General features: G+C 63.9%; 28 protein-coding genes. 6 read left to right on the top strand and 22 right to left on the bottom strand.

The window, feature by feature from the left end:
* Window positions 1-21 precede the first annotated feature (21 nt).
* From AC3EMP_RS30090 to AC3EMP_RS29985, 22 genes are all read right to left on the bottom strand, one after another.
* Window positions 22-609 carry a transglycosylase SLT domain-containing protein gene (locus AC3EMP_RS30090; RefSeq protein WP_373432824.1) on the bottom strand — a complete coding sequence of 196 codons (588 nt, stop codon included), beginning with the start codon at window positions 607-609 and terminating at the stop codon, window positions 22-24.
* Complete coding sequence (gene fliK / locus AC3EMP_RS30085) at window positions 542-1927, bottom strand: flagellar hook-length control protein FliK (RefSeq protein WP_488494707.1); 1386 nt, start codon at window positions 1925-1927, stop codon at window positions 542-544. The genes AC3EMP_RS30090 and fliK overlap by 68 nt, the downstream gene beginning before the upstream one ends.
* Window positions 1924-3354, bottom strand: coding sequence for a chemotaxis protein (locus tag AC3EMP_RS30080; protein ID WP_023744229.1), 1431 nt, complete (start codon window positions 3352-3354; stop codon window positions 1924-1926). Before AC3EMP_RS30080 ends, fliK begins: the two co-directional genes overlap by 4 nt.
* Complete coding sequence (locus AC3EMP_RS30075) at window positions 3351-4697, bottom strand: MotB family protein (protein ID WP_352711261.1); 1347 nt, start codon at window positions 4695-4697, stop codon at window positions 3351-3353. Before AC3EMP_RS30075 ends, AC3EMP_RS30080 begins: the two co-directional genes overlap by 4 nt.
* 31 nt (window positions 4698-4728) lie before the next feature.
* On the bottom strand, window positions 4729-5355 hold the full coding sequence (locus AC3EMP_RS30070) for a hypothetical protein (RefSeq protein ID WP_023686351.1): 627 nt from the start codon (window positions 5353-5355) through the stop codon (window positions 4729-4731).
* 3 nt (window positions 5356-5358) lie between these two features.
* The gene (gene fliF / locus AC3EMP_RS30065) at window positions 5359-6999 is read right to left on the bottom strand and encodes a flagellar basal-body MS-ring/collar protein FliF (protein WP_023686350.1); all 1641 of its coding nucleotides are present in this window, start codon (window positions 6997-6999) and stop codon (window positions 5359-5361) included.
* Between the two features lie 189 nt (window positions 7000-7188).
* Window positions 7189-8073, bottom strand: coding sequence for a flagellin N-terminal helical domain-containing protein (locus AC3EMP_RS30060; protein WP_023683302.1), 885 nt, complete (start codon window positions 8071-8073; stop codon window positions 7189-7191).
* Between the two features lie 282 nt (window positions 8074-8355).
* Window positions 8356-9240 carry a flagellin N-terminal helical domain-containing protein gene (locus AC3EMP_RS30055; RefSeq protein WP_023683303.1) on the bottom strand — a complete coding sequence of 295 codons (885 nt, stop codon included), beginning with the start codon at window positions 9238-9240 and terminating at the stop codon, window positions 8356-8358.
* A 210-nt stretch (window positions 9241-9450) separates the two neighbouring features.
* Window positions 9451-10182 carry a flagellar type III secretion system pore protein FliP gene (gene fliP / locus AC3EMP_RS30050; protein WP_352711263.1) on the bottom strand — a complete coding sequence of 244 codons (732 nt, stop codon included), beginning with the start codon at window positions 10180-10182 and terminating at the stop codon, window positions 9451-9453.
* Window positions 10179-10679, bottom strand: a complete 501-nt coding sequence (locus AC3EMP_RS30045; protein ID WP_023686347.1) for a flagellar basal body-associated FliL family protein — start codon at window positions 10677-10679, stop codon at window positions 10179-10181. The genes fliP and AC3EMP_RS30045 overlap by 4 nt, the downstream gene beginning before the upstream one ends.
* 17 nt (window positions 10680-10696) lie before the next feature.
* Window positions 10697-11401: a flagellar basal body L-ring protein FlgH gene (gene flgH / locus AC3EMP_RS30040; RefSeq protein WP_023686346.1), complete on the bottom strand. Its 705-nt coding sequence runs from the start codon at window positions 11399-11401 to the stop codon at window positions 10697-10699.
* Window positions 11398-11979, bottom strand: coding sequence for a MotE family protein (locus AC3EMP_RS30035; RefSeq protein WP_031195437.1), 582 nt, complete (start codon window positions 11977-11979; stop codon window positions 11398-11400). Before AC3EMP_RS30035 ends, flgH begins: the two co-directional genes overlap by 4 nt.
* Window positions 11980-11982: 3 nt before the next feature.
* A complete protein-coding gene (locus tag AC3EMP_RS30030; protein ID WP_023683306.1) occupies window positions 11983-13224 on the bottom strand; it encodes a flagellar basal body P-ring protein FlgI in 1242 nt (413 codons plus the stop codon).
* The gene (gene flgA / locus AC3EMP_RS30025) at window positions 13221-13748 is read right to left on the bottom strand and encodes a flagellar basal body P-ring formation chaperone FlgA (protein ID WP_352711267.1); all 528 of its coding nucleotides are present in this window, start codon (window positions 13746-13748) and stop codon (window positions 13221-13223) included. Before flgA ends, AC3EMP_RS30030 begins: the two co-directional genes overlap by 4 nt.
* A 6-nt stretch (window positions 13749-13754) precedes the next feature.
* Window positions 13755-14543 (bottom strand): flagellar basal-body rod protein FlgG, encoded by a 789-nt coding sequence (gene flgG, locus AC3EMP_RS30020; RefSeq protein ID WP_023686343.1) that lies wholly within the window; start codon window positions 14541-14543, stop codon window positions 13755-13757.
* Between the two features lie 11 nt (window positions 14544-14554).
* The gene (gene fliE / locus AC3EMP_RS30015; protein ID WP_023686342.1) at window positions 14555-14890 is read right to left on the bottom strand and encodes a flagellar hook-basal body complex protein FliE; all 336 of its coding nucleotides are present in this window, start codon (window positions 14888-14890) and stop codon (window positions 14555-14557) included.
* On the bottom strand, window positions 14890-15306 hold the full coding sequence (gene flgC, locus AC3EMP_RS30010) for a flagellar basal body rod protein FlgC (protein WP_023686341.1): 417 nt from the start codon (window positions 15304-15306) through the stop codon (window positions 14890-14892). The genes fliE and flgC overlap by 1 nt, the downstream gene beginning before the upstream one ends.
* Window positions 15307-15308: 2 nt before the next feature.
* A complete protein-coding gene (flgB, locus tag AC3EMP_RS30005) occupies window positions 15309-15689 on the bottom strand; it encodes a flagellar basal body rod protein FlgB (RefSeq protein ID WP_023683310.1) in 381 nt (126 codons plus the stop codon).
* A gap of 85 nt (window positions 15690-15774) precedes the next feature.
* On the bottom strand, window positions 15775-16641 hold the full coding sequence (locus tag AC3EMP_RS30000; RefSeq protein WP_023673646.1) for a hypothetical protein: 867 nt from the start codon (window positions 16639-16641) through the stop codon (window positions 15775-15777).
* Window positions 16628-18049 (bottom strand): flagellar protein export ATPase FliI, encoded by a 1422-nt coding sequence (gene fliI, locus AC3EMP_RS29995; protein WP_023710976.1) that lies wholly within the window; start codon window positions 18047-18049, stop codon window positions 16628-16630. Before fliI ends, AC3EMP_RS30000 begins: the two co-directional genes overlap by 14 nt.
* A gap of 4 nt (window positions 18050-18053) precedes the next feature.
* Window positions 18054-18779, bottom strand: coding sequence for a flagellar basal-body rod protein FlgF (flgF, locus tag AC3EMP_RS29990; protein WP_023671749.1), 726 nt, complete (start codon window positions 18777-18779; stop codon window positions 18054-18056).
* 7 nt (window positions 18780-18786) lie between these two features.
* Window positions 18787-20598 carry a DUF1217 domain-containing protein gene (locus tag AC3EMP_RS29985; protein ID WP_023686338.1) on the bottom strand — a complete coding sequence of 604 codons (1812 nt, stop codon included), beginning with the start codon at window positions 20596-20598 and terminating at the stop codon, window positions 18787-18789.
* A 144-nt stretch (window positions 20599-20742) separates the two neighbouring features.
* On the opposite strand from AC3EMP_RS29985, the gene motA reads away from it, so the two are divergent.
* From motA to AC3EMP_RS29955, 6 genes are read left to right on the top strand one after another with little or no spacing between them, the layout of a single operon-like run.
* Window positions 20743-21618, top strand: a complete 876-nt coding sequence (motA, locus tag AC3EMP_RS29980; protein WP_023671751.1) for a flagellar motor stator protein MotA — start codon at window positions 20743-20745, stop codon at window positions 21616-21618.
* A gap of 35 nt (window positions 21619-21653) precedes the next feature.
* A complete protein-coding gene (locus AC3EMP_RS29975; RefSeq protein ID WP_023683478.1) occupies window positions 21654-22586 on the top strand; it encodes a FliM/FliN family flagellar motor switch protein in 933 nt (310 codons plus the stop codon).
* 33 nt (window positions 22587-22619) lie between these two features.
* Complete coding sequence (fliN, locus tag AC3EMP_RS29970; protein ID WP_023683477.1) at window positions 22620-23009, top strand: flagellar motor switch protein FliN; 390 nt, start codon at window positions 22620-22622, stop codon at window positions 23007-23009.
* A 38-nt stretch (window positions 23010-23047) separates the two neighbouring features.
* The gene (locus tag AC3EMP_RS29965; RefSeq protein WP_023683476.1) at window positions 23048-24064 is read left to right on the top strand and encodes a flagellar motor switch protein FliG; all 1017 of its coding nucleotides are present in this window, start codon (window positions 23048-23050) and stop codon (window positions 24062-24064) included.
* A gap of 13 nt (window positions 24065-24077) precedes the next feature.
* Entirely contained in the window at window positions 24078-25160 is a 1083-nt protein-coding gene (gene flhB / locus AC3EMP_RS29960) for a flagellar biosynthesis protein FlhB (protein ID WP_023755000.1), read from the top strand.
* Entirely contained in the window at window positions 25157-25594 is a 438-nt protein-coding gene (locus AC3EMP_RS29955) for a hypothetical protein (RefSeq protein WP_352711272.1), read from the top strand. The genes flhB and AC3EMP_RS29955 overlap by 4 nt, the downstream gene beginning before the upstream one ends.
* Window positions 25595-25602: the final 8 nt, after the last annotated feature.

Here is a 25602-nt window from a genome sequence, read left to right as displayed (position 1 = left end):
CGTTCGCAAGAGATGATTCACCTAATGGTTGCAGAAGTTGCGGGCGTTCGGGGTCCATTTGCCGAAGCCGGTGGCGACCATATTGGCGATGACGCGGCAGACATAGAATTTCTGCGCGGGGTCATTGTCGGGGCCGGCGTGGTAGCGGGCGACGGCCATCGACCAGCTGACATGACGCGCATGCAGGCTGGCCAGGAAGCGCGCGGCATAGTCGACATTCTGGCGCGGGTCCAGCATGTCGTCGACGCTGCGGAAATGCGCGGCGTGATAGTGATGGTTGATCTGCATGCAGCCGAGATCGATGAGTGTCTTGCCCTCGCGCCGGGCTGCTTCGAAGGCGGCCAGGGCCTCGGTGCGGTTCCTTGGAAATACCGCTTTCCCCTCTATATTCAACGCATTAGGCTGCAGGCTTCCCTTCTTGCCGGTCTCGGTCAGTCCGACCGCATAGAGGATGCCGGCCGGCACGCCATAGCGATCGGCGGCACGCAAAATCTCGGGCTCGCAAGGGTTGGTGGCGGCGGTGGCCGGCTTGGTGGCGAGGCTAGATAAACATATCGTCGCCAGCACGCTCGCGAGCAGGCGCGCCAGCGCGGCCGAATTCCTGGGCATCGTCATTGCGGTTTCTTCCCGACTGGTGGCCGCCCGAACCCGTATTGTTGCCGCTCGAGTTTCCGGGCTGAAAAGCGGACTGGTCGCGGCCTTGCGGCATTGGATGCGAGTTCGCTGCATCGCTGCGGGCCGCTGCGTGGATCGCTATCGAGGGTTGCAGGATGGTCACCTTGTCGACATCGAAGCCGAGCCCGCGCAACGACTTCACGATGGCGTCGCTGTCGGTGGCGAGACGGCGGTAAGCCTCATGGGTTTCGGGCTTCAATTCTATCGAAAGTTGTTCTCCGGAAAGCCTGAGACTGGCGGTGACCATGCCGAGCTCTGCCGGGTGAAGCTCGATCTTCAATATATGTGTCGGAACGGCAACAGAACCGGCCGTCTGGGCGGTCGTCGACGGCGTCGAAACCGCTTGCCGCAGGCCGTTATCCGAAGCCAGCGCGTCGATAAGCGCCGAAGTCGTTTGGTTTATCGGACTATGCGCCGGCGCGGGGAAGCTCTGTTCGGCGACAATGTCGACGCGCGCAGCGAATGGCGGCTGTTTTCCCTGTGTGGACGATGCCGCGGAATGGGCTCCATCGACGGACTTCGCCGACGGCGCGGACCGTTTTGCCTCGGGTGCCGAAACGTCGCTTGCCGTCTGGCCCGCCGGTAGAGGAGGCGTCGGACCATCCTGGTGCGGCAGTTTGCCGGACTGGAGCCCGATCGCGGGCAGCTTTTGCCCCTGATCCTGTGCGGAAACGCTGGTACCGGGCTTGGCCCGTTCCGATCGCGTCGTCGTGTCGAGTTTGTTGTCAATGCCGGACGCTGCGCGGTGTCTCTTCAGAGGCGACGTCTGTGCAGAAGTGGCCTCGCCAGCGGGCGCCGGTTGCCCAGTCTGTCCATTCGTCGCGATGCCGTTCCCGCTTGTCCGGACCGTTGAGAAATGCCTGATATCGTGCAGCGCCAGCACCAGTGGCAAATGATCCTGCAGCGATCCTGCATCCGCGTCTCGTCCGGCCACCTCAGCGTCCTTGGATGGTTTGTCCGGGCCACTATCGGCATGTTCTTTTGCGGCCTTGCCGGCAGCGGATTTCGTCCCCGTTTTGCCAGACTGGGTGTGTGGGATTTCGCTTTTGCCGGGACCGGCAGGGCTGCGTTTGGCCCAATGCAGCTCGTGCGACGCGGCCTCAATTGCTCCCTGGCCTATCGGTGTCGGCGCATCGTCGTCGCCGCGCACCATGTCGCCGAAGCTTTTGTCGCCGCCATTGGCGTTTGAGGCCGACTGCTTCGATCCGGCGTGCGCGGGAGCCGGCAGGGCCTGGCCAACATTGGTGGTCATTTCGGGGCTGCTCCAAGCATCTGGTCGATCAAATCGAGCTGGTGACGCGTCCTCGCCATGGCGGCGTCGGTGGGATCGGTAGGCTCTACTGCGGCGGGGGCCGGCACCGATGCCGGCACGACCGGAGCCGCATCGCTGGCCGAGGCGACTGCAGGCGTTTCCGCCGCCTTTGGCTCGGGCGTGCTCGGTGCCTGCGCGGCCGGCTCACTTGCCGCCTTCGGTTGGTCGGTTGCGGGCTGTTCACTCGACGTTGTGGCGGCTGGCTGTTCCGGCATCGCGCCTTCGACCGGCGGCAGCTCTGGCTCGTCGGGTCTTTCCACGGCCGCGGTCTTGACCGGCTCCTGCCTGGCCGCGGCAGGTGCGGGCTTTTCGGCAGGCAGCGGCGCCGGCGGGGCGATGACTTCACCCGCCACGGCCTGCGCGGCATCGAGCAGGTCGCGGTCGCTTTGCGAAAGCTGGTTGCGATCGATCTTGTCCAGCTTGGCGCGGACCTCGCCGATGGTGCCGGACGTTACCGTGGACAGGCTGGAATAGAGCTGGGCGCGCGGATCGTCCTGATTGTGGATGCCGTCGCGGCCCCGTTCAGCCCTGGCCGAGGCAAAGGCGGAGAGATCGGCAAAGCCGTCGATCGCGGCGCGGCGGGCGATGCGCAGATAGATCACCTTCTCGCGTTCTGGATCCATCATTGCGGTGATGTCGGCGAGCTTGTCCTGGCTGATCGCCATGTGCAGCGTGATGACGCCGGAGACGAAGGCGTCGGCGAACTGGCTGGCATAGGGCGAATAGAGGTAGTCTTCGACGTATTGGGTTGAGGCAAGCGCGAAACGCGCACCGTCGCCTTGCGCGGCGGCGATGCCGACCGAGCGGCGCAGTGCTGCTTCCTCGACCAGCGTGCCGGGGCTGAGCAGGCGAGCATCGTCGAGCAGCGCAAGCGCGCTGACCGGTTGCTCGGTGGCGAGAAGCGAGCCCTTGACCAGCGCCAGAAAGGCACCGACATCGGGGGGCAGGGTCATCGGATCGATCGGCTTCAGCGCCTCGATCGCAGCCGCCTGCCGGCCGTTCAGATAATCGACAATGCCCTTGGCGATGGTCAGGCTTTGCGGGTCGGTCTTGGCGCGCGACACCGCCGCCTCGACGGTGACGGGGTTGCCGCCACTCATGCCATAGACCAGCAAGGCGCGAAAATTCTTCGGGTCGCTGAAATCATCTGCGTCCGCCGCGCGCAGCCTTGTGTCGGCCATTTCGAGCAGCTTGGCCTGCATCGGCAGCGCGGCGTGATCGCCGGCGGCGATGCGGTCCTGCACAAGCTGCAGCGAGCGCACCAGCTGATAGGGCTGCAAGCCGTCCTCGGCGAAGGCCGATGGCGGATGGACAGCGCTCAGCAGCAGCAGCCCGACGGCGCGGCCGATGATGGCGGCGCGCCTCATCCGTCGGTCGCCATCAGGATTTCGATGCGGCGGTTCGCGGCCGCCATCGGGTCGGCTGCAATTTTCGGCTCGCGATCGGCGAAGCCGGCGACCTCGGTGATGCGGCGCTCGTCGACGCCGCCGCGCACCAGCATGTAATAGGCGGAATGGGCGCGCGCCGTGGACAGCCGCCAATTGTCGTAAGTGTCGCTGCGGAACGGCCGCGCGTCGGTGTGGCCGTTGATGCTGATCGTGCCTTTCTGCTCGTTGACGATGCGGCCGATCTTTTCCATCGCCAGCACCAGTTCACGCCTAGGCACCGCCGATCCGATCTCGAACATGCCGAAATCGAACTGGTCCGTGATCGAAATGACGACACCCTTGTCGGTGGCTTCGACGGAGACGCCATTATGCAATTTGTCGCCTGGCTTGAAGGCCTCGGCCAGTTCCTGCTTGACCTGCGCCGCGGCTCTAACAGTGGCGGCCGTCGGCGCTTTTTCCGCGGCTTCGGGTTTGGGTGCGGGTTGTGCTTCGGCGGCTTCGGCCTTTGCAATTTCGGCCTTCGCTGCTTCAGCCTTGGCCTCTGCTTTGGCTTCAGCCTTGGTCAGCGGCTTATCGGAAACGGATTTCGCCAGCGGCTCGAGCGGCGCCGCGGCCACTGGCGGCGCGGCCGGCACGGCCTTCACCTCCGCCACTTGCGTCTGTGCCGCCTTGTCACCCGGCTTCAGGGGATCGCCTTCGATCTTGGTGCGTTCGGCGGTGGCTTCGGCGCCTGGTGCAGCCACCTGCTGCGACCAGAAATCCGGCGCGAACGGGTCGCGGTAGGATTGGCCGCCGGATGCGCCGGTAGCCGGGCCGGACGCCTGCGCGCCGCCATCGCCCTTCTCGCGGACATTTTGCATGACGCCGGTGTCGGTGGCGATTTCCGACAGCACCGCATAGGGAGCGGCAAACAGATGCTCGTCGGAAAGATCCGTCTTTGGCGCCGATTCCTTCGATTGCTTCTTGTCGGAAGTACCGGCGCCGCCGACGCCGTCCTGTCCGGCCTTGCTGGTCTTGTCCCGCGGGTCGTCCGCCGTCAGCCCGACCTTGCTCGGGCCATCGCCGAGGTCTTCGAGGCCCTTGCGGCTGGCGTTGCGATCGACCAGCTTGACCGGATTGAAGTAGCTGGCGACGGCTGCCTTGGTCTGCTCGTTGGCGGCGTTGATCAGCCACATGACGAGGAAGAAGCACATCATGGCAGTCATGAAATCGGCAAAGGCGATCTTCCAGACGCCGCCATGGTGGGCGTCGTCGTGGTCGTCGTGGTTGCGCCGCACGATGATGATCTCATGCCTGGCGTCTGCGGCCTCGACAACGCTCATGACGTCCACTCGTTCGTAAGAGGGCCCTCGCTCATGACAGGGCCTCCGACAAGGCGGCCGACCATTCGGCAATGCGGGTTTCGAACACCGCCTCGTCAATGGCGACGGTAAGGTCGAAGCCGGGCGCCTCGACGAAATCGAGATTGGCCGCGCGTGGGCCGAGCGAAGCCTTCAGCGTCTCGAACAATGACAGCGGTCCGCGCACGGCGATGCGCACCGCCTCGCTGTCGCCGACGGCTTCGCGGATCGTGCCGGCAAGGGTTTCCAGCGAACGCTTCTGCAGATCGTCGCTGACAAGGCCGCCAATGATGCGCGCAATGGTGGCGCCGACGAGGTCGCTGACCTTGGCCTCCATGATCTCGATGCGGGCAGTGACGACCGCGCCGAGATCGCCGCCGAAACTTTCTAGAAAGGCCTTTGCTTCATCGGCGTTGGCCTGTCTCTGCGCCTCGAGCGCTGCCTGGTGGGCGATGGCAAGGCGGGCTTCAAGGGCGGCTTCGGCATCGATGACCGCTTCGGCGATCAGCGCGCCGATGTCGGCCTGCGGCGCCGACGTCTCCGGCCTTGGCTCGGCCATGGCGGCGAGCGAGGGCTGGCCGGCACGCTGGCTGCGTGCGCCGAAATCCGGCAAAAGGTCGAAAAGCGCTGCCGAGGCCATGGTCTATACCGCTGCTTCCTGGGCCGCCCATTTGCGCAGGATCTGCGCGGTGCGCTCCTCATTGATGTCGACCATGCGGGCAAGCCGCTCCTGCGGCGCCGGCCTGATCTTCTGACGAAGATCGTCGAGTGGAGTCGGGCCTGGGCGGCTGCCGGGCAAGGCAGCCGGCGCCTGTTCGGCGCTGGCGGCTTCGGGTGTCGGCAGTGAACGCTGGACGTCGTCGAAGCTCGGACCGGCAAGTGCCGGCGTCGGCCGCGCGCTCAGCGCGGTGGCCATCGGCCTCAGGCCGAAGAAGGCGACCAGGAACACCACGACGATGAAAGCGCCGGCGTTGATCATCGTACCGGCATGGGTTCCGATCGACGCCATTATGCCCGGCTGTTCGACCGCCTCGCCGTCGAGCCCGTCGATGAACTCGACGGCCGAGACATCGATGATGTCGCCGCGCTTGTCGTCGAAGCCAGTGGCCGAAGCCACCATCTTCTGGATGTCGGCAACGCGCTTGGCGATCTGCTCGGGCGTTGCGTCCTTGCCGAGGATGGTCATCAGCCGCTGCTGATTGACGACGACGGCGATCGACATCTTGGTGACGGAATAGCCGTTCGAGACTGTGGCGATCTTCTTGGAGTTGATCTCGTAATTGGTGATCTCCTCCTTGCGATCATTCTCCGATGACGTCTGCGGACCATCGGTGCTGGTCGCCTGGGTCTCGGGCAGGTTCTGCTCGACGGTGGCCGGGGTCGAGGCCTGCCTCTGATTGCTGTTTTCGTTGGCGCGCACCGACTGCACGGAACGCTCCACGCGTGACTCCGGATCGAAGATCGTCTCTTCGGTCTGGCGGGTGTCGGTGTTGACATCGGCCTTGACGCTGGCGCGGAAATTGTCGGGGCCGAGATAAGGCGTCAGCGCGCGGCGGATGTTGTCGCCGATCTGCGCCTCGACGGTCTGCTCGACGCCGAGCGTGCGGGCAGCACTTGTGTTGGAGGGATCGTCGCCGGCGGCGAGAAGGTTGCCGTTGGAATCGAGCACGGTAACCTTGTCGGCCGACAGGCCCGGCACGGCGGCGGCGACGAGATGGCGGATCGACATGGCGCTCTTTTCGGCGTCGATGCCGGAATAGCGGATGACCACCGAGGCGGAGGGTTGCTGTTCGTCGCGGCGGAAATTGGCGCGCTCGGACATGACGATGTGAACGCGGGCGGCCTTGATGCCGGATATCGACTGGATGGTGCGGGCGATCTCGCCTTCCAGCGCGCGCACGCGGGTGATCTGCTGCATGAAGGAGGTCAGGCCAAGAGAACCGACATTGTCGAACAGTTCGTAGCCGGCATTGGCGCTGGTCGGCAGGCCCTTTTCGGCGAGCAGCATGCGCGCCTGCGCGGTGGTGCCGGCCGGCACCAGCACGGAGGTGCCGTCGGAGCCGACGTCGAAGCCGATGCCGGCTTCGCCGAGCACCAGGCCGATCTGGTTCACGTCGGAGCGATCGAGCCCGACATAGAGCGTCTCATAGGCCGGGCGGTTGAGATAGACCGAGCCGATGCCGATGACGGCCATCACCAATGCGGCAATGCCGGCCAGCATGGCAAGGCGCCTGACGCCAAATGCCCTGAGATTCGAGATGATGCTCTGGATCTGTTGCGGCACGATTCAAGCGCTCCCAGCATGATATTCCGTGGGAACACTAGACCGCGAAGCTTGTGCGAAGATGATAGAGCATGTCGCCCGGAAGTGTGCAGCGGTTCCGGGTCAACGACATGCGTCAAAACACACCCATACAGGAAAGGGCCGCGCTGTTGGCGCGGCCTATTCAAGGAAGAGAAAGCCGGGTCAGGCTTACTGCTTGAACAGCGCCAGGATCGACTGCGAGTTGCCGTTGGCGATCGACAGCGACTGGATGCCGAGCTGCTGCTGGACCTGGAGGGCCTGCAGCCGCGTGGATTCCTTGTTCATGTCGGCGTCGACCAGCGCGCCGACGCCCTTGTCGATGGAGTCCGAGAGGTTCGACAGGAAGCTCTTCTGGGTGTCGATGCGCGACTTGGCGGCGCCGAGATAGGCGGCACCCGTGGACAGCTTGGCAAGCGCCGTTTCAACGGCGCCGAGTGCGGTGTCGATGGCCGCCGGGAGGACCTGGGTGGTGCTGGGATCGAAGAAGGTCGTCGCCAGCAGAGCGCCGACGATGCCGCCAGTGCCAGGAAGATCGAGAACCTGCGTGTCGGCCGCCTTGACGTCGATGGTGTCGATGGCGACGGTCGTGCCGGTGCGGTTATAGGACGCGACGATCTTCAGGTCGGAGGTCGCAGCAGCGTCGTTCTGCAGCAGGTTCGAGCCGGCATAGGAGGCGTTGGTGACCGACGACTTGATCTGGTCCTGGATGGCCTTGATTTCGGTCGCGATCTTCTGCTGGTCGTCCTTGCTGGCGCTGCGTGCAGTGACCAGCTTGGCCTTGATCAGGTCGACCTGGTCCTTGATGTCGGTGATGGCGGTGTAGGCGGTATCGACCTTGCCGGCGCCGAGGCCAAGCGCGTCCTGAACGGCCGAAAGCGCCTTGTTGTCGGACTTCATCGTGGTGGCGATCGACCAGTAGGCGGCGTTGTCGCTGGCGGTGGCGACGCGGTAGCCGGTCGAAATGCGTGACTGGGTGGTTTCAAGCTGCTTGTTGGTGTTGTTCAGGCTCTGCAGCGCGGTCAGAGCCGAAGCGTTCGTCATGATGCTAGCCAAGATATTTACCCCTTTTCAAACACTGGCGTGTCCCGAACACGCCGGATCAACTTCATCAAGGGGGTAGGCATAAGCCCATCGACCGTATGGTCTGCCCGCCATGGAATGGTTAACCATGACTACCGGGATATGGTTAACGGCCTGTTAAACCAAGCCATTCAGGGCGCTGGCCAAGAGCAAAAATCGGCAGCCATTTAGCAAGAAAATCAACAGCCGCAAAAAGAAATCGGGCCGCGCTGTTGGCGCGGCCCGACGGATGGTGTCAGTCGTAATGTCGAGAGATCAGCCGCGGAAGAGCGACAGGATCGACTGCGAGTTGCCGTTGGCGATCGACAGCGCCTGGATGCCGAGCTGCTGCTGGACCTGGAGGGCCTGCAGACGGGTCGATTCCTTATTCATGTCGGCGTCGACCAGAGCGCCGACGCCCTTGTCGATCGAGTCCGACAGGTTCGACAGGAAGCTCTTCTGGGTGTCAATGCGCGACTTGGCGGCGCCGAGCGAGGCAGCGCCGGTGGACAGCTTGGCAAGCGCGGTTTCAACAGTGCCGAGCGCGGTGTCGATGGCGGCGGGGGTAACCGCCGTGGTGCTCGGGTCGAAGAAGGCAGCGGCGAGCAGGCCGCCGACGATGCCGCCCGTGCCGGCGACATCGAGAACCTGCGTATCGGCAGCCTTGACGTCGATGGTGTCGATGGTGACGGTCGCGCCGGTACGGTTGTAAGCCGCAACGATCTTCAGGTCGGACGCAGCGGCAGCGTCGTTCTGCAGCAGGTTCGAGCCGGCGAAGTTGGCGTTGGCGACCGAGGACTTGATCTGCGCCTGGATGGCGTTGATTTCGGTCGCGATCTTCTGCTGGTCTTCCTTCGAGGCGCTACGGGCAGTGACCAGCTTGGTCTTGATCAGGTCGACCTGGTCCTTGACGTCGTTGATGGCGGTGTAGGCGGTGTCAACCTTGCCGGCGCCGAGGCCGAGGGCGTCCTGCACGGCCGAGTTTGCCTTGTTGTCGGACTTCATCGAGGTCGCGATCGACCAGTAAGCGGCGTTGTCGGAAGCGGTGGCAACGCGGTAGCCGGTCGAGATGCGGGCCTGCGTCTGCTCGAGGGATTTGTTGGTGTTGTTCAGGCTCTGCAGCGCGGTCAGCGCCGAGGCGTTCGTCATGATACTGGACATGGCTACTCGTACCTTGATTTTTACAGGGTGTTTTTGACATACCGGCTTTTCCGGTATGACGGAGCGGCATCATGCCAATGATCGTGAGACCCGATCACCCGCCATCTGCGAGCAATATGCGGGCAAGTCCCTACCAAAGGGCTAAACGGGACGGTTAACCGGAAATATATTGCATAAAACTTTAGCAAGGCGCCAACGGCGCGCGGACGGTCAGGTGAAGGAGCGCACCAGGCTGCCGACAAGCAGGTTCCAGCCGTCGATGAGGACGAAGAACAGGATCTTGAAGGGCAGCGAAACGACGGTCGGCGGCAGCATCATCATGCCCATGGCCATGGTGATGGTGGCGACGATCAGGTCGATGACGAGGAACGGCAGCACGATCAGGAAGCCGATCTCGAAGCCGCGGCGGATTTCGGAGATCATGAAGGACGGCACCAGGATGCGCAGGTCGACGGTGTCCCTGGCAACGACCTGGCCGCGTTCGCGGGCGAGATCGGCGAACAGGTCGAAGTCCTTGTCGCGGACATTGTGCAGCATGAAGGTGCGGAACGGGTCCGAAATCTTTTCGAACGCCTCGGTCTGGCTGATCTGGTTGTCCATCAGCGGCTTGACGCCGGTGTTCCAGGCCTGGTCGAAGGTCGGCGCCATGACGTAGAAGGTCATGAACAGCGACAGCGAGATCAGGATCAGATTGGCCGGCGTCGACTGCAGGCCGATGCCGGCGCGCAGGATCGAGAAGGCGATGACGAAGCGGGTGAAGCTCGTCACCATGATCAACAGGCCCGGCGCCACCGACAGCACGGTGATCAGACCGAACATCTGGATGATATAGCCGACGGTGGCGCCGTCGGCCTTGCCGATGCCGCCGAGATCGAGCTGCTGGGCGGCGGCGACAGAGGTGGCGGCGACGACGATCGCGGCGGCGAGGACGAGTTTTCTCATTCGAGCAGCAATGTCCTGATCAGAACCTGTTTGGCATGGCCACCGCTGCGGATTGCGGCGCGCTCCTCGAGGTCGGCTTTCAAATGCTGGTAGCCGCTGGCGCCTTCGATCTGATGCATCTTCAGGGTGCGGACCATGGCAAGCAGGTCCTGGTGAATGCTTTCGGTAAGTTCCGGCGGCTGCGGCGCATCGTAGACCACCGACGCTTCCAGCCTTATCCAGGTGTCGGCAGGCGAAGCCAGATTGGTGGTGATCGGCGCCAGCTGGACAAGCGTCGGCCCGGTGCCGGGCGCATGTTCGGCCGCCTTGCTCGGTTGCTCGGCGTTGGACTGGTTCTCGGGCGCGGCGGGCACCGGCACCGGTCCCCCGACGCCCTTCAGATAGCCGCCGGACATCCAGCCCATGCCGATCGCGGCGCCCGTCATCGCCAGCAGCATCGCAAGCTGGATGACAAGCGACGGGCCCTTTTTTTGCTGAACCTGTTCGACATTTGCCACGGCGCCGTTCTCCAGTCCTAAAAGGGGAGGACTTGGTCGAGGATCTGCTGACCGTAAGCGGGCTGCTGGATTTCGCTGACGCGGCCGCGGCCGCCATAGGAGATGCGCGCCTCGGCGATGCGTTCATAAGAGATGGTGTTTTCAGCGCCGATATCGGATGGACGCACCATGCCGGCGATGGTCAGCACCCTGAGCTCGTAATTGACGCGCACCTCCTGTGAGCCCCGGATCATCAGATTGCCGTTGGGCAGGACTTCGGTGACGACGGCGGCGACGTTGAGCTCGAGGTTCTCCGAGCGCTTGATTTCGCCGTCCGCATTGGTTTCGGTGGTGGAGCTCAGCCCCGCGTCGCCCTTGCCGCTGGTGGTGGCACCTTCCCATCCGAGGTTGACGTCATAGCCGAGCTTGCGCCCGGCGGTGCGGCTGCGGTCGTTCTGGTTCTTGAAGTTGGCCTTGTCGTTGAGCTTGATCCTGACGGTGAGGATGTCGCCATCGCGCAGCGCGCGTGGGTCGGTGAACAACCGGCTCTGGCGATCATCCCACAGCGAGAATTTCTTCACTGGCGCGGGTGGCGTTTCGGGATAGGAGTAGGGCGCATTGACGCTGCCGGTAATGCCGGCGCCAACCGGCGACAGCGCCGGCTCCCTGCCGATCTCCCTGGGGTCGGAGGCGCAGCCGGCAAGTGAAGCGGTGGCGACCAGGGCGAGTATATGCGACTTCATGACGGGTCTACCCTTCGCGCCGCGCTGGCCATAATGCCGGTGAGCGTGGCTGCCGCCTTCTGGTCCATTTCGTTGAGAATGACGCCGGCCTTGCGCGAATCGAGTTTCATCAGGATGGCGGCGGCGAGATCAGTGTTGACCATGGCCAGGCGCTCGGCCGCGGCATCCGGTTTCATGCCGGCATAGATCTTGACGACGCCATCCTCGGCGCGGGCCAGGAAAACTTCACGCCGCTTCAGCCATTGCTCGTATTCGGCGCGCTTGTCGTCCAGCGCCTTCATGCGCTGGTCGATGCCAGCCTGCAACTGCTTCAACTCTTCGGCCTGCAGCGCGTAACGGCGGTCGCGGGCGGCGTCGGCGATGTTGGAGCAGAAGCGCTGGATCTCGCTTTCATCGGGCACCTTCTCGCGGACCAGCTGCTGCATTGCCGCCGGCTGTTGCCCGCCAGGCAGAACCTGCCGCACCGCTTCTTCCGCGCGGACAGTGCCGCCGGCAAGGACGGTGGCGGCGATGACGCAAGCTGCCAAGGCCGCGCTTCGGCGGTGCTGCTTTTGGGAAAAGAAATCGATCATCGGCATGGCCTATTGGAGAACCAGATCGGCCTGCAAAGCGCCGGCCGACTTGATGCCTTGCAAAATGGCAATGATGCCGTCCGGCTTGACGCCGAGACGGTTGAGGCCCGACACCAGCGTTTCGAGGTTCGGTCCGTCGAGCACATTGACGCGGGCGTCAGGCCGCGTGGCATCGATGGTGGTGAAGGGTTCCTCCGCTGTCACGCCCTTGGAGAACGGTTCCGGCTGGACGATCTTCGGCTGTTCGGTGATGCGCACGGTGAGCGTGCCGTGGCTGATCGCCACCCGCGAGATCTTGACCTCGTTGCCGATGACGATGGTGCCGGTGCGTTCGTCGATGACGACGCGTGCCGGCGTGTCGGTCTCGACCACCAAATTCTCGATCTCGGCGTAGAAGCGCGCCGCCGAAACATTCTTCGGCCGCCTGATCTGCACGGTACGTGCATCGCGCTCCGCCGCCACGCGCATGCCGAAGCGTTGCGAGGTGTAGCCGTTGATGGCGTCGGCGATGCGAACGGCAGTGGAGAAATCGGGGTTGCGCAATTGCAAGGTGAGCAGCGCCTGGTCCTCGAATTCGGCGCGCACCGTGCGCTCGACGATGGCGCCGTTGGGCACGCGGCCGGCCGTCGGCACGCCCTGCGTCAGCTTTTCGGCATCGCCCTGGGCAGTGAAGCCGGAAACGATGACCGAGCCTTGCCCGACAGCATAGATTTCGCCATCGGCCGCCTTCAGTGGCGTCATTATCAGCGTGCCGCCGGCAAGCGATGTGGCGTCGCCCATCGAGGAGACGTCGATGTCGATGCGGGCGCCCGACTGCACGTAAGGCGGCATGTTGGCGGTGACGATGACGGCGGCGACGTTCTTGGCCCGCGCGCTGCCGCCTTCGGTGGCGATGCCGAGATTTTCGAGCATGGCGCGGATCGACTGTTCGGTGAAGGGCGAATTGCGCAGGCTGTCGCCCGATCCGGCGAGGCCGATGACGAGGCCGTAGCCGACGAGCTGGTTGTCGCGCGAAGCCTGCAGCTGCGCAATGTCCTTGATGCGCGATGCGACCTGGCCGGGTGGCAGAGAGCTTGGGCCGTTGGAGACCCTGAACATGCGGTTGGTGGTGGCCGGATCATATTCGGGATCGACAAAGGCGCCGCCATTCTGGCCGGCAAGATCGCGCTTTTGCTTCGGCGTAAGACCGTCGGCCAGCGCCGGCTGCAGGCCGACAACGGTCGCGAGCAGAAGGGCAGCTCCGCGTCTCATGACGCGCTGACCCGGACGGTGCCGTCCGCCATCACCGTGCCGGAAAAGATCTTGCCGCTGTCTGTGTTGCGGACCTTGATCAAATCGCCGGCGGCACCCGGCTGCAGCGACACCGCCGTAGCCGAAATGGTGAGGTCGCCGGCGATGAAAAAGACCTGCACGGCGGCGCCCTGTTCGACCAGCCAGGCGTCGCGGATGGCGGCGGCCGGGATGTAGCGGCCGGGCAGCAGCGTGCGCTTGGCGACCTTGCCCTGGAGTTCCATGGCCTGCGTGGCGACCGCATCCGGCCTGTGCTTTCCGGGGAGCAGCGTCACCGGTTTCAGCACGCCGGTGTCGATCATCTCGCCGGGATAAATGACCCGGTTGGGGATCAGAACGATCTCGCCGGTTGCCTGACTGCTCGCGACGTGGGTGCTGGTCTGCTGGTCTGCGCTCTCCTGGGCAAACGCCGGCACACCGCCGGCTACCAGCGCGAGCATCAGCGCGGTGCGGCAAAGCGCGGAGCGGGAGGCCGGAGAGAGCATCAAACCTTACCTGATGTTCTTGGACACGACGGAGGCCATGTCGTCGGCGGCCTGGATGACCTTGGAGTTCATCTCATAGGCGCGCTGCGCCGAGATCAGCTCGGTGATTTCCTTGACAGGATCGACGTTGGAGGCCTCGAGATAACCCTGCTCGACCGAGGCGAAGCCGGGATCGCCGGGCACGCCGACATTGGCCGGGCCCGAGGCCGGCGTTTCCTGGAACAGATTATCGCCGAGCGGCGCCAGGCCGGCTTCATTGGCGAAGTTGGCGAGTTGCAGCTGGCCGAGCAGCTGGAGGTCGGTCTGGCCGTCGATGCGGGCAAAGACCTGGCCGGTCTTGTTGACCACGACTTCGATGGCATCGGTCGGCACGGTGATGGCCGGGATGACATTGGCGCCGTCGACGGTCACCAGCTGGCCGGTGGCGTTGGTGTTGAAGGCGCCGGCGCGGCTGTAGAGTGTGCCGCCGTCGGCGCCCTCGATCTGGAACCAGCCTCGGCCGGTCAGCGCCATGTCGAAACTGTTGCCGGTCGAGGTCAGTTCGCCCTGGGTATGGACGTTGCGCACCGCCGTCGTCTTGACGCCAAGGCCAATCGACACGCCTTCCGGCACCAGCGATGAATTGGAGCGGTTGGGCACGCCCTGCGTGCGGTCGACCTGGTAGAGCAGGTCGGAGAATTCGGCGCGCGCGCGCTTGTAGCCGGTGGTGTTGATGTTGGCGATGTTGTTGGCGATCACTTCCAGATTGGTCTGCTGGGCATTCATGCCGGTCGCTGCGATGGCGAGTGCTTTCACGGCAAGTCTCCTCAGATGCCCATACGGCTGATTTCGAGATAGGCGGAGACGACCTTGTCGCGGATGGCGATCGTGGTCTGCAGGGCCTGCTGGGCGCTCATGACGGCGTCGACGACCTGACGGGTATCGGCGTCGCCCTTGAGCGCCTGGATCGAGACCTGCTCGGCGTTGTGCAAGGTGTTGACGGTCTTTGAAGCAGCCTGGCTCAGCGCTTCGGCGAAGGTGGCGCCGATTTCGCTGCCGGCCATCGGCGCCCTGGTGCCCTGGAACAGGTCGGTCGTGGTATCGGCGCCACCGATCTCCGGCTTGAGGGGAAGCGATCCGATACCGCCAATGCCGCTGATCATTACTGGTTCCTCATCAGGTCGATGGTCATGGAGATCAGATCACGCGCCTGCTTGATGACCTGAAGGTTGGCTTCGTAGGAGCGGTTGGCCTCGCTCATGTCGGCCATCTCGACCAGCACGTTGACATTGGGCATCTTGACGTAGCCCTTGTCGTCGGCGGCCTCGTTGCCGGGCTGGAATTCGACGGGAAAGTCGCTGGGGTCGCGGTCGATGGAGTTGACCTCAACTGTCGTGCCACCGGAGGCACGGTCGAGTTCCGAGACGAAACTGATGGTCTTGCGGCGATAGGGGTCAGCGCCCGGGGTGTTGCCGGTCGACTGCGCGTTGGCGAGATTTTCCGAGACGACGCGCAAGCGGTCCGACTGGGCGCTGAGGCCGGACGCGGCGATCTTGAGGGCTGAGGTCAAGGCGTCCATGGTCAGCTCTTCACCGCCATCATCATCATCGAATGGAAGGCCTTGACGATCGCGGTGTTGAGTTCAAACGAGCGGCGGACCTCGCCGGCCTTCATCAGTTCGTTCTCGACCACGACCGTGTTCTTCGAGGGCATGATGGCGCCGGTCGTCTCTTCTGGCTTGACCGTGAAGCCGGCATTAGTGGCGGCAGTGCCGAGGTGGCCTGCCTGGGTGGCGGTCAGCGACACTGCCGTGCGGTCGAGCACCTTCTCAAACGGCTCGACATCGCCGGCGGTGTAGCCCGGCGTGTTGACGTTGGCGATGTTGCCGGCAATGGCCGACTGGCGCACCGACAGCCATTGCGACTGCTTGGCGGCGAGATCGAAAAGATTGACGGGCTCCATGGGGATCTCCGGGCTGGTACGTACAAGACTAGGCTGCCAGTCTTGCGCGGACCTTGCGCGGCTCGGGGGTAAATCCGGTGTGCCGCTATTTGGAGAGTTCGATCACCTGGTCGGTGCTGGTGACCATGACCCACTTGCCGCCCCGTTGCTCGATCGACGAGACGACGCTGGTATCGGGCAGCTTCGAGCCGCGCTGGACGATCCACAGGCCGGCATCGTCCTCGATCATGGCGCGGCCATTGGCGACATGAACCATGCGAAATTTGGCGTCCGCCGGGAAGGGCTGCTCGTCGACGCCGGGAGGCTGGGTCTTGTCCTCGGGGTCCTGCAGCGTGCCGGTGGCGAACAGGTCGACATCGGGAACATCGTTTGCCGTCAGCGGCTGACCGCTGTTCTCCATCTGCGAGCCGCCGCTGACCCGCCCTGCATTGGTGCCGCTGCCGCCGAACTTGATCGCCTGCACGCCGAACTGGTCCTGATTGAAGAAGATATACCAGGGAAACAGCGCGCAGATCAGGCCAAGCGTGATGCCGAGCGCGGCAAAGACGATATCGCTGCGGCGGTCGGATTTCTTGTCGAGCCTGGGATATTGCGGCCTTGGCGGCTGCGGCCATTCGGTGACCGGGAACAGCCCGTCGAGAAGCGAGTCACGACTGGTCTCGATCGCTTCTTTGGGGCCGGCGCGAGGGGTCCTTGGCAATTCAGGCTTGACGACGCTGGGCAAGGCAGGCTCGGCCAAGCGAGGCACAGTGGACTCGACTACGCTGGCTACCCTGGGCAAGAATGGCCTGGCGGCCCTGGCCAGAATGGCCTCAGCCTTGGCGGCCTTGTCGAGATCGGCCTTTGCCCTGACAGCTCTCGCTTCGTTGGCCCGGGCTTCCTCGGCGGCACTGGCCTCTGCGATCATCTCGCGCAAAAGCCGCTCGGTGTACTGAAGCTCAGTCTCCTGCATCGACACTTTGCTTGCCTTTCAGATGACGGGCGAGGTCGGAGAATGCGTCGCTCGAGGCGCGATCCCTGGGCGACTGCGTCAGCGCCTCGTAGATCAGCGGCACCTGGCGCACGGCAATATCGAGCTCGGCATCGGCGCCGCCCTGATAGGCGCCGAGCAGGCGGATGTCGCGCGTGTCCTCGAAGCGCGAGATCATCGACTTCAGCCTGGTCACCAGCATGCGTTGCTCGGGGCTCCATGCCTTGTCGGCGAGGCGCGAGATCGACGACAGCGGATTGACCGGGGGGTAGCGGCCCTGTTCGGCAATGGCGCGGTCGAGCACGACATGGCCGTCGAGAATGCCGCGTACCGAATCGGCGACCGGGTCGTTGTGGTCGTCGCCGTCGACCAGCACCGAGATGATGGCAGTGATTGATCCCTGTCCTTTGATACCGGGGCCTTCAGCGCCCGGGCCAGCGCGTTCGAGCAGCTTGGGCAGGTCGGTGAAAACCGAAGCGGGATAGCCGCGGGCGACCGGCGGCTCGCCGGTGCCGGTCGCTACCTCGCGCAGCGCATGGGCAAAGCGGGTAATCGAATCCAGCACCAGCAGCACGCGATGGCCCTGGTCGCGAAAATGTTCGGCAACGCGCATGGCGGTATCCGGCGCGCGCCGGCGCATCATGGCGCTCTCGTCGCTGGTAGCGACGACGGCGACCGTCTTGGCCATGCTCTCTGCGCCGATCGTGTCTTCGAGGAATTCGCGTACCTCGCGGCCGCGCTCGCCGATCAGCGCCACGACCACGGTGTCGAAGGCGTCGGCGCCGGCCAGCATGGCGAGCAGCGTCGACTTGCCGACGCCGGAACCGGCAAAGACGCCGAGGCGCTGGCCGAGGCAGAGCGGCGTGAAGATGTCGATGACCTTGACCCCGGTCGTGAAGGCGGTGCCGACGCGCTGCCGCGCCATGGCGCCGGGCGTTGTGCCGTCGCCGCTCGCAGCCTCGCCGATCCTGATCAGCGGCGGGCCGCCGTCGATGACGCGGGTCAGCGCGTCGATGGCGCGCCCACGCCACGAAGCATGCGGCGTTACCGTCAGCGGGCCGCGGCGAAACACGGCGTCGCCGATGCCGGCGTCGGCGCTGCGTTCGAAAGGGGCGATGACGACTTCGTCGCGGCCGATCCTGACGATCTCGCCGCGGCGCGTGCCGGCATTGCCGCGCTGTTCGACGAGGTCGCCAAGCCTGGCGACTTCAGACAGGCCGCGCACCTTGTAATGCGTTGGCGAAACCTCCGAAACACGGCCGCCGCGCCGCAGCAACGTCTCGGTGTCATCGAAGCGGCGCCAGATCCGCTCCAGCGCAGCCAGCCGGTTTTCCGGTGCTGTCTCCGGTTGCCGTTCAAGCGCGCGTATCGATGATTTGCTGCTCGACATGCTGCTACGACTTGGAGCCGAGCGTCTTGATGGCGTCGTCGGTCGAGGCATCGGTCTGGCGCATCAGCGCCGCCGTGTTTTCGAAGGCGCGCTGGACCATGATCAGGCGCGTCATCTCCAGCACCGGATTGACGTTGGATTCCTCGACATAGCCCTGCGCGACGCCGAGATCGGAACGGTCGGTGACCGGCTCCGGCGCACGCGCGGGCACGATGCCAGAATTGCCGTAGCGGACGAAATTCGGGCCGGGATCGAAATTGAACAGGCCGATGGCGCCGACGAGCTTGTCGCCCTGGCGCAGCGAGCCGTCGGCGCCCGCCTTGGGTGGGCCGTCGCGCGGGTCGAGCTGGATCGGCGCACCGCCGGCGTCGAGCACCGGATGGCCTTCGAGCGACATCAACTCGCCGTTCTCGTTCATCGAAAAGCGTCCGTCGCGCGTCATCACGGTGCCGGCCGGGGTGTCGATGCCGAACCAGGCATCGCCCTGGACGGCGAAGTCGAACGGGTTGCCGGTCTGCGTCATCGCGCCATGCGCGCCGGACAAATAGGTCTTGCCGGAGGAGGCGAAGGACACCGATTTGGGGCCGCTGCCGGAGACGACATCCTCGAACTTCACGCCGGTGGCGCGAAAGCCGATGGTCGAGGCGTTGGCGACATTATCGGCGATGGTGTCGAGACGGCGCTCAAGCGCGATCTGCGAGGAAAGGGCGACGTAAAGGCTGTCCTGCATGGTGTTCTCAGAATCTCAGTTTCTGCATGGCCATCATCAGATCGGTCGAGATGCCGACGGTGGTCGGCTGCGCAAACAGCACACCGATCGATGTCTGGGCGGTCGAGGTCGGATGATTGATTTCCCAAAGGCTGGTGAAGCGGGTGAGGAATTTCTCGAGCTTGGCCGGGTCGGTGAAATCGGTGAGGTCGAGCTTTGCGTCGAAGGCCTGCGCCTGCTTGTCGATATCTGCGGCAGCGAAGGAATCGGGCAGGCCGATGGCGGTGCGTACCACGCTGGCCAGGGCCGTGTCGGCCAGCACGTCGTACCAGTTGGTGATGGTCGAGGCCTTGCGCTCGAAATAGAGCGCCAACCGCACGCCCTCATTGGTCTTGCCGGCGTCTTCTTCCAGGGTCTGGCGCATGTATTTGTCGACCACCGGCTGCTGCGACGGGCTGCGGGTCGTTGCCGCTTCGCCGTAGGCCTCGAAATTCAACGAGGTGGCGAGCCTGGCATAGGCCTTGTTGGAGAGCTTGTTGGCGACACTGGCGGGATCGCGGACACCGCCCTCAAGGACATCACGGACGAGATCCTTGTTGGTGGTCGCCGGATCGAGCCCGCTTGCGGACAGAGCATAGTTATAAAGGCGGCTGTCGGCCATCAGGTCGTCGACCGATTTCACCTTGGTGATGTTGGCGAGGTAGTAGCTGGTCTCGGCCTGGACGGCGTCCGCATTCGGCTTGATGAGGCCAAGACTGGACTCGGTCGTGTAGAGCTTCGGCGTGGTCTTCAGCACCGCGTCGCGCGTGATCGTCTGATCGCCATACTGGGCAAAATCAAAGGCGCTGACGAAGTTGGCGTAGCTCTTGTCGGTCAACAGGTTGGCGGGACTCAACGGATCGGTGACGCCGCCATTGACCATGGTGCGGATCTGCTTCGTCGTCTGGGTCGATGCATCAAGCCCATAGGCAGCCATGGCGAAGGTCAGCAGGCGCTTGTCCTTCAGCAGGTCTTCGATGGACTTCACCTTGGAGATGTTGGCTGCGTAGTAGTCGGCCTCGCCCTTGATGTATTGCGCGGTCGGCTTGACGAGCAACAGTCCGGTTCCGCCGATCACAGCCTTCGGCACCGCCTGCTGGACGGCGTCGCGCGCCGTAGCCTGGTCGCCATATTGGGCAAAGTCGAAAGCCGCGACGAAAGCCGCATAGCCCTTGTTTGTCGACGTGTTTGCGGGGCTGTTCGGGTCGGTGACGCCGCCTTCCAGCATGGCCCGCACGGTCGCAGCCGGCTCGGCGTCGGCGTCCAGGCCGAACGCGGCCATCGCATAGGTGAGCAGGCGATCGTTGCCCATCAGGTCGTCGATCGATTTTACGTTGGAAATGTTGCTCAGGTAGTACGAGGTTTCGCCCTTGTAGTAGGTGAAGCCGTTCTGCGAAGGGCCGACCGAGACCTGGAGACCATAATTGTTGGTCACGCCCTGCTGTGCCGAATTGTAGCTCGTGGCATTAGCGCCAAGTGCGGCGAAATTGAAGGCCGACACGAACTCGGCATAACGCTTGTCGCTCAGTTTGTTGGCGAAGCTGTCGGAATCCGACACCCCTTCCTTCAGGGCTTTGACCATGAAGGCCTTGGCGTAAGCCATGTCGCCGAGACCGAAGGCTTTCATGGCATATTTGAACAGCCGGTCGTTCTTGACGAAATCGTCGATCGATTTCACGCTGCCGATGTTCGCGAGATAGTAGTCGGTGTCGCGCTTGGTGATCGGCTCCGCCTCGATGCGGTCGATCGCCTTGGGGATGTCCCTGGCGATGAGCTGGTAGCTGGTAAAAGTGCTCAACACGACATGCCTCCGGTCGCAGCTTCAAAAGCAAGACTATGCGGACTTGCTTGCGCGAGGCTGAATCGCCTCACCTTGCATGATTCAAGCCTCACACAAGGCACGGGGGCTATCGGTTAGGCCTGACGTGATGCGGAAGGATCTGGCGTGGGCATTCTGATCGGACTTGTGGTGACGCTCGGCTGTGTTCTCGGCGGCTTCATGGCGATGGGCGGCCATCTGCATGTGCTGATGCAGCCTTGGGAAGCGGTGGTCATCTGTGGCGCCGCACTTGGAACCTTTCTCGTCGCCAACCCGATGAAGACGGTCAAGGACACCGGCAGGGGTATCCTCGAAGCGTTCAAGCAGGCGGTGCCGAAAGAGCGCGACTATCTGGAGACGCTGGGCGTGCTGCACAGCCTGATGCGCGAACTGCGCTCGAAGTCGCGCAGCGAGGTCGAGGCGCATATCGACAATCCGGAGGAGTCGGCAATCTTCCAGGCGTTCCCGACCGTGCTCAAGAACCACGACCTGACGAATTTCATCTGCGACTACTGCCGCATCATCATCATCGGCAATGCCCGCTCGCATGAGATCGAGGCGCTGATGGACGAGGAAATCCAGACCATCAAGTCCGACAAGATGAAGGCTTACCATGCGCTGGTGGCGGTGGGCGATGGTCTGCCGGCGCTCGGCATCGTCGCCGCCGTGCTCGGCGTGGTCAAGGCGATGGGCGCGCTCGACCAGTCGCCCGAAATCCTCGGCGGCCTGATCGGCGCTGCCCTTGTCGGAACCTTCCTCGGCATCTTCCTGTCCTATGCGGTGGTCGGGCCGGTCGCCACCAAGATCAAGACGGTGCGCGAGAAGAAGAACCGCCTCTATATCATCGTCAAGCAGACGCTGCTTGCCTACATGAACGGCGCCCTGCCGCAGGTGGCGATCGAGTTCGGTCGCAAGACCATCTCGTCCTATGAGCGGCCGACGATCGATGCCGTCGAGCAAAGCACGATGAACACAGCTTCCGCCGAGAAGAAAGCGGCTTGAGCCATGCATGACGACAGACAGGACCGCACGCCGTCATGACAAGTCCTGGCAGCCCCTCGCAAGCCCGCTCGCTGATCATTGAGCGTCTGGTCGGTGACAGCGGTGAGGCCGCTCATGTCATCGGCACCGGGCGCTCGATGGGCGAGCGCGCCCTGCCGCTGCTGCAGAAGAGCCTGGCCGGCGAACTCGGCGCACCGGTCACCGTCGACCTGCGCGCGGTCGAGATCAGCCGTGTTCCCGATGCCCGCACGAATGCCGGCGATGCCTTTGCCATGGCCATCATAGCATCGCCGACGTCTTCGGATGCGATGACGCTGGTGGCTGATGCGCCGGCCATCGCCGTGATGGTGTGCGCGCTGTTCGGCGGCGATCCGGATCAGCCGGTTTCGCCGATCGAGCGCGCTCTGTCGCAGATCGAGACCGATGTCGCGACCACGGTCTTCCAGGAAGTTGCGCAGGCGTTGAACGGATCGGGCCGGCGCTCGCTCGAGCTGCGGCTGCCGGTGCCGCGGGCGCTTTCGGGCAGCGAAGCCAAGCGTCGCGTGCTGCGCGATGGCGCGGCGGTGCGCATCGTCTTCGGCATCTCGACGCCGACCGACAGCGGAACGGTCACGGTGATGATCCCGCAGCGCATTCTGCTTGCCACACGCGGTATCGCCGATGTCCACGACAGCGAAGGCACGACCTCCGACTGGCGGGCACGTTTTTCCGAAGAAGTGATGCGCTCGACGGTGACGCTCGAAGCGACCATGCCGCTGGCCCGCCTGACGCTCGGCGATCTCGCCGGTTTCGAGCCAGGCCAGGTCATCGAGTTCGAGGAAACCGCGCAGTCGCAGGCCAAGCTGAGCGCGCGCGACAAGACGCTGTTTGTCTGCGAGTTCGGTAAACTCGGGCAGAACTACACCGTCCGGATCAGGCATCCTTACGATGCCGGTCAGGATTTTATCGATGGGCTCATGCCGGGCTGACGCCGGGCAAGCCCAAGCATTTGGAGACGACTGATGGCCAAGACCAAGGTGGAAGCCAATATCGACCAGCCGGACGAACAGCTCGACCGCGCCATCGAGGAATTGCGCGGCGTCCTCCAGGAGGAGGAAAAGCGCCCCGACGCCGCCTTGCGGGCTGCCACGTCCGGCGCCAATTCCAACATCATCATGAGCATCCCGGTCGATGTGCAGATCATCCTCGGCAGTACGGAAATGCCGGTGTCGGACCTGATGGCGCTGCAGAAGGGCTCGACGGTGGCGCTCAACCGGCGCATCGGCGAACCGGTCGATGTCGTGGTCAACGGCCGCAAGATCGCGCGCGGCGAGATCACCGTGCTGGAAAGCGATCCGTCGCGCTTTGGCATCAGGCTGACCGAAATTATCGCGGCGACCAAGGGCGCTTGAGCAATGAATGACATGCGGTCTCAGCAGGAGCGGATGCCATGACGACGCCGGTGACGCTCACGCGCCCGCAAAAGGCCGCCGCCATCCTGGTGGCGATGGGCAAACCTTCGGCCAGCCGGCTGCTGAAATTCTTCAAGCAAGAAGAACTGAAGGCACTGATCGAAGGGGCGCGGCTGCTGCGCACCATTCCGCAAAGCGACCTCGAACGCATCGTTGCCGAATTCGAGGCCGAGTTCACCGAAGGTGCGGGCCTGCTCGATTCCGCCGACCGGATGGACACGATCCTCAATGAATCGCTGTCGCCCGAAGAGATGAGCGCCATCATGGGCGACAAGCGCTTCGAGGTTGCGCCGGAAGGGCCACCGCCGATCTGGCCGGAGCTGGAAAAGCTCGAACCGACGCGTCTGGGCACATTCCTTGCCGCCGAGCATCCCCAGACCGCGGCCATGGTGCTGTCGAAGCTTGCGCCGCAAGCCGCCGCCAACATTTTGCTGACCATGGAAAAGCCGATGCGCAGCGAGATCATCAAGCGCATGGTGACGATGGCGACCATTCCGGACGCGGCCACCAGGATCATCGAGAACCAGCTGCGCGCCAGCGTGCTGGCGCAGACCGCGACCAAGGATATCTCGGCGGGACAGGCGCGCGTCGCCAGTATGCTCAACGAGATGGACAAGCCTCAGTTGGAAGAGGTCATGCAGGATCTGGAAGAGGCCGGCACGCCGGACCTCGGCGGTGTTCGCTCCAGGTTGTTTGCCTTCGACGATCTGCCGCTTTTGACGCAGAAGGCGAGGGTACTCCTTTTCGACGGGCTGTCGACCGAACTGATCACGCTGGCGCTGCGCGGTGCGGCGCCCGCATTGACGGAATCGGTGCTGTCGGCGATCGGCGCACGGTCGCGGCGCATGATCGAGTCCGAGCTCGGCCAGGGCTCGGAAGGCATTCAGCTTGCCGACATCATGACGGCGCGCAAGAACATCGCGGTGGCGACAATCCGGCTTTCGCGCGAGGGGGCTTTCGAACTGCCCTCATCGCAGCAGAGCGAAGCGGCTTAACGCCGAGCGCTGAATGGCTGAAGCGGCGGACAAAGACTCCAAAACCGAAGACGCGACCGAAAAGAAGATCCGCGACACCGTCGAACAGGGCAAGCTGCCCCATTCGCGAGAGGCCGCACTTCTGGCGTCCTTCATCGCCATACTGGTGTTCACCGTCTTCTACGCCAAGGACGCGGTCGTTGATCTCGGCATGTTCCTGTCGATGTTCCTGGAAAAGCCCGAGGCGTGGCCGATGGACACCGAGACCGACGTCATCGCGCTCTACAAGACCGTGATGATGGAGATCGGCCATGCCGTTGTCAGCCTGCTGGCGCTGCTGGTGGTGGCCGGCATCGGCGCCTCGGTGCTGCAGAACATGCCGCAATTCGTCGGCGAGCGGATCCGGCCGCAGCTGTCGCGCATCTCGATAGCCAAAGGCTGGACCAGGATGTTCGGCATTCAGGGCTGGGTCGAGTTCCTGAAATCGCTGGGCAAGCTCGGCTTCGCCAGTATCGTGCTCTACTTCACGCTGTCGCAGGACTACCGCCAGCTCCTGGCCGGCATGATCACCAACCCCGTCGCTTTCGGCCTCGTCATCAAAAGCATCACCGTCGACATATTGGTGGCGATCGTCTTCGTCATGGGGCTGATCGCGGCGGTCGACGTCGTCTGGTCGCGCTTCCACTGGAAGCAGGATCTGCGGATGACCAAGCAGGAGGTCAAGGACGAGTTCAAACAGTCCGAGGGCGACCCGATCATTAAGTCCCGGCTGCGCTCGCTGGCGCGTGACCGGGCGCGCAAGCGGATGATGACGGCGGTGCCGCGCGCGACGCTGATCATCGCCAATCCGACGCACTTTTCCATCGCGCTCAGATATGTCCGCGACGAGGATTCAGCACCCCTGGTGCTGGCCAAGGGCCAGGACCTGGTTGCGCTCAAGATTCGCGAGATCGCCAAGGAGCACAACATCCCGATCTTCGAGGACGTGGCGCTCGCCCGCTCCATGTACAAGCAAGTTTCGGTTGATAGCGTGATCCCGTCGCAATTCTACCAGGCCGTCGCCGAACTGGTGCGGATCGTCTACTCCAAAAAGGCTGAGCGGAGACAAATTTCATGAACCGCCAACCGCACGCAAAATCCCGCGAACTCATCGTTGCCAAGGCCATCGAGCAGGTGGTCGACGAGTTGCGGCTGATCGATGTCGCCGACTACATCGCCTTCATCCGGCTTGAGCATTTCGCTTGCCTGTCGGATCTGGTGGATTCGGCGGTGGAGCTTTTTTTCCTGCCGGGCACGCTCAGGCTCGGCCATGGCGGCGAGGCACATGTCGACTGGAGCGGCAGCCCGCGCATCGTGCTCGATCTCGAGCTTCGGCCGCCGGGCGTCACCGTCTATTTCCAGCTGACGCTGAGCGAGGAGAGGTCTTCGGTCGCGGTCAACTATGTGTCGTTCGAAAAGCCCGGCGAGGACCCCGAGCACAACACCCCCTTGCTGGAGACGGTGATCGAAGAGGCGCGCATTCGCCGGACCGAGCCGCTCGCCTATCGCTGATCTTTTGT

The sequence above is a fragment of the Mesorhizobium sp. P160219 genome (assembly GCF_057786095.1).
This window is presented reverse-complemented; position numbering and strand designations above follow the sequence as displayed.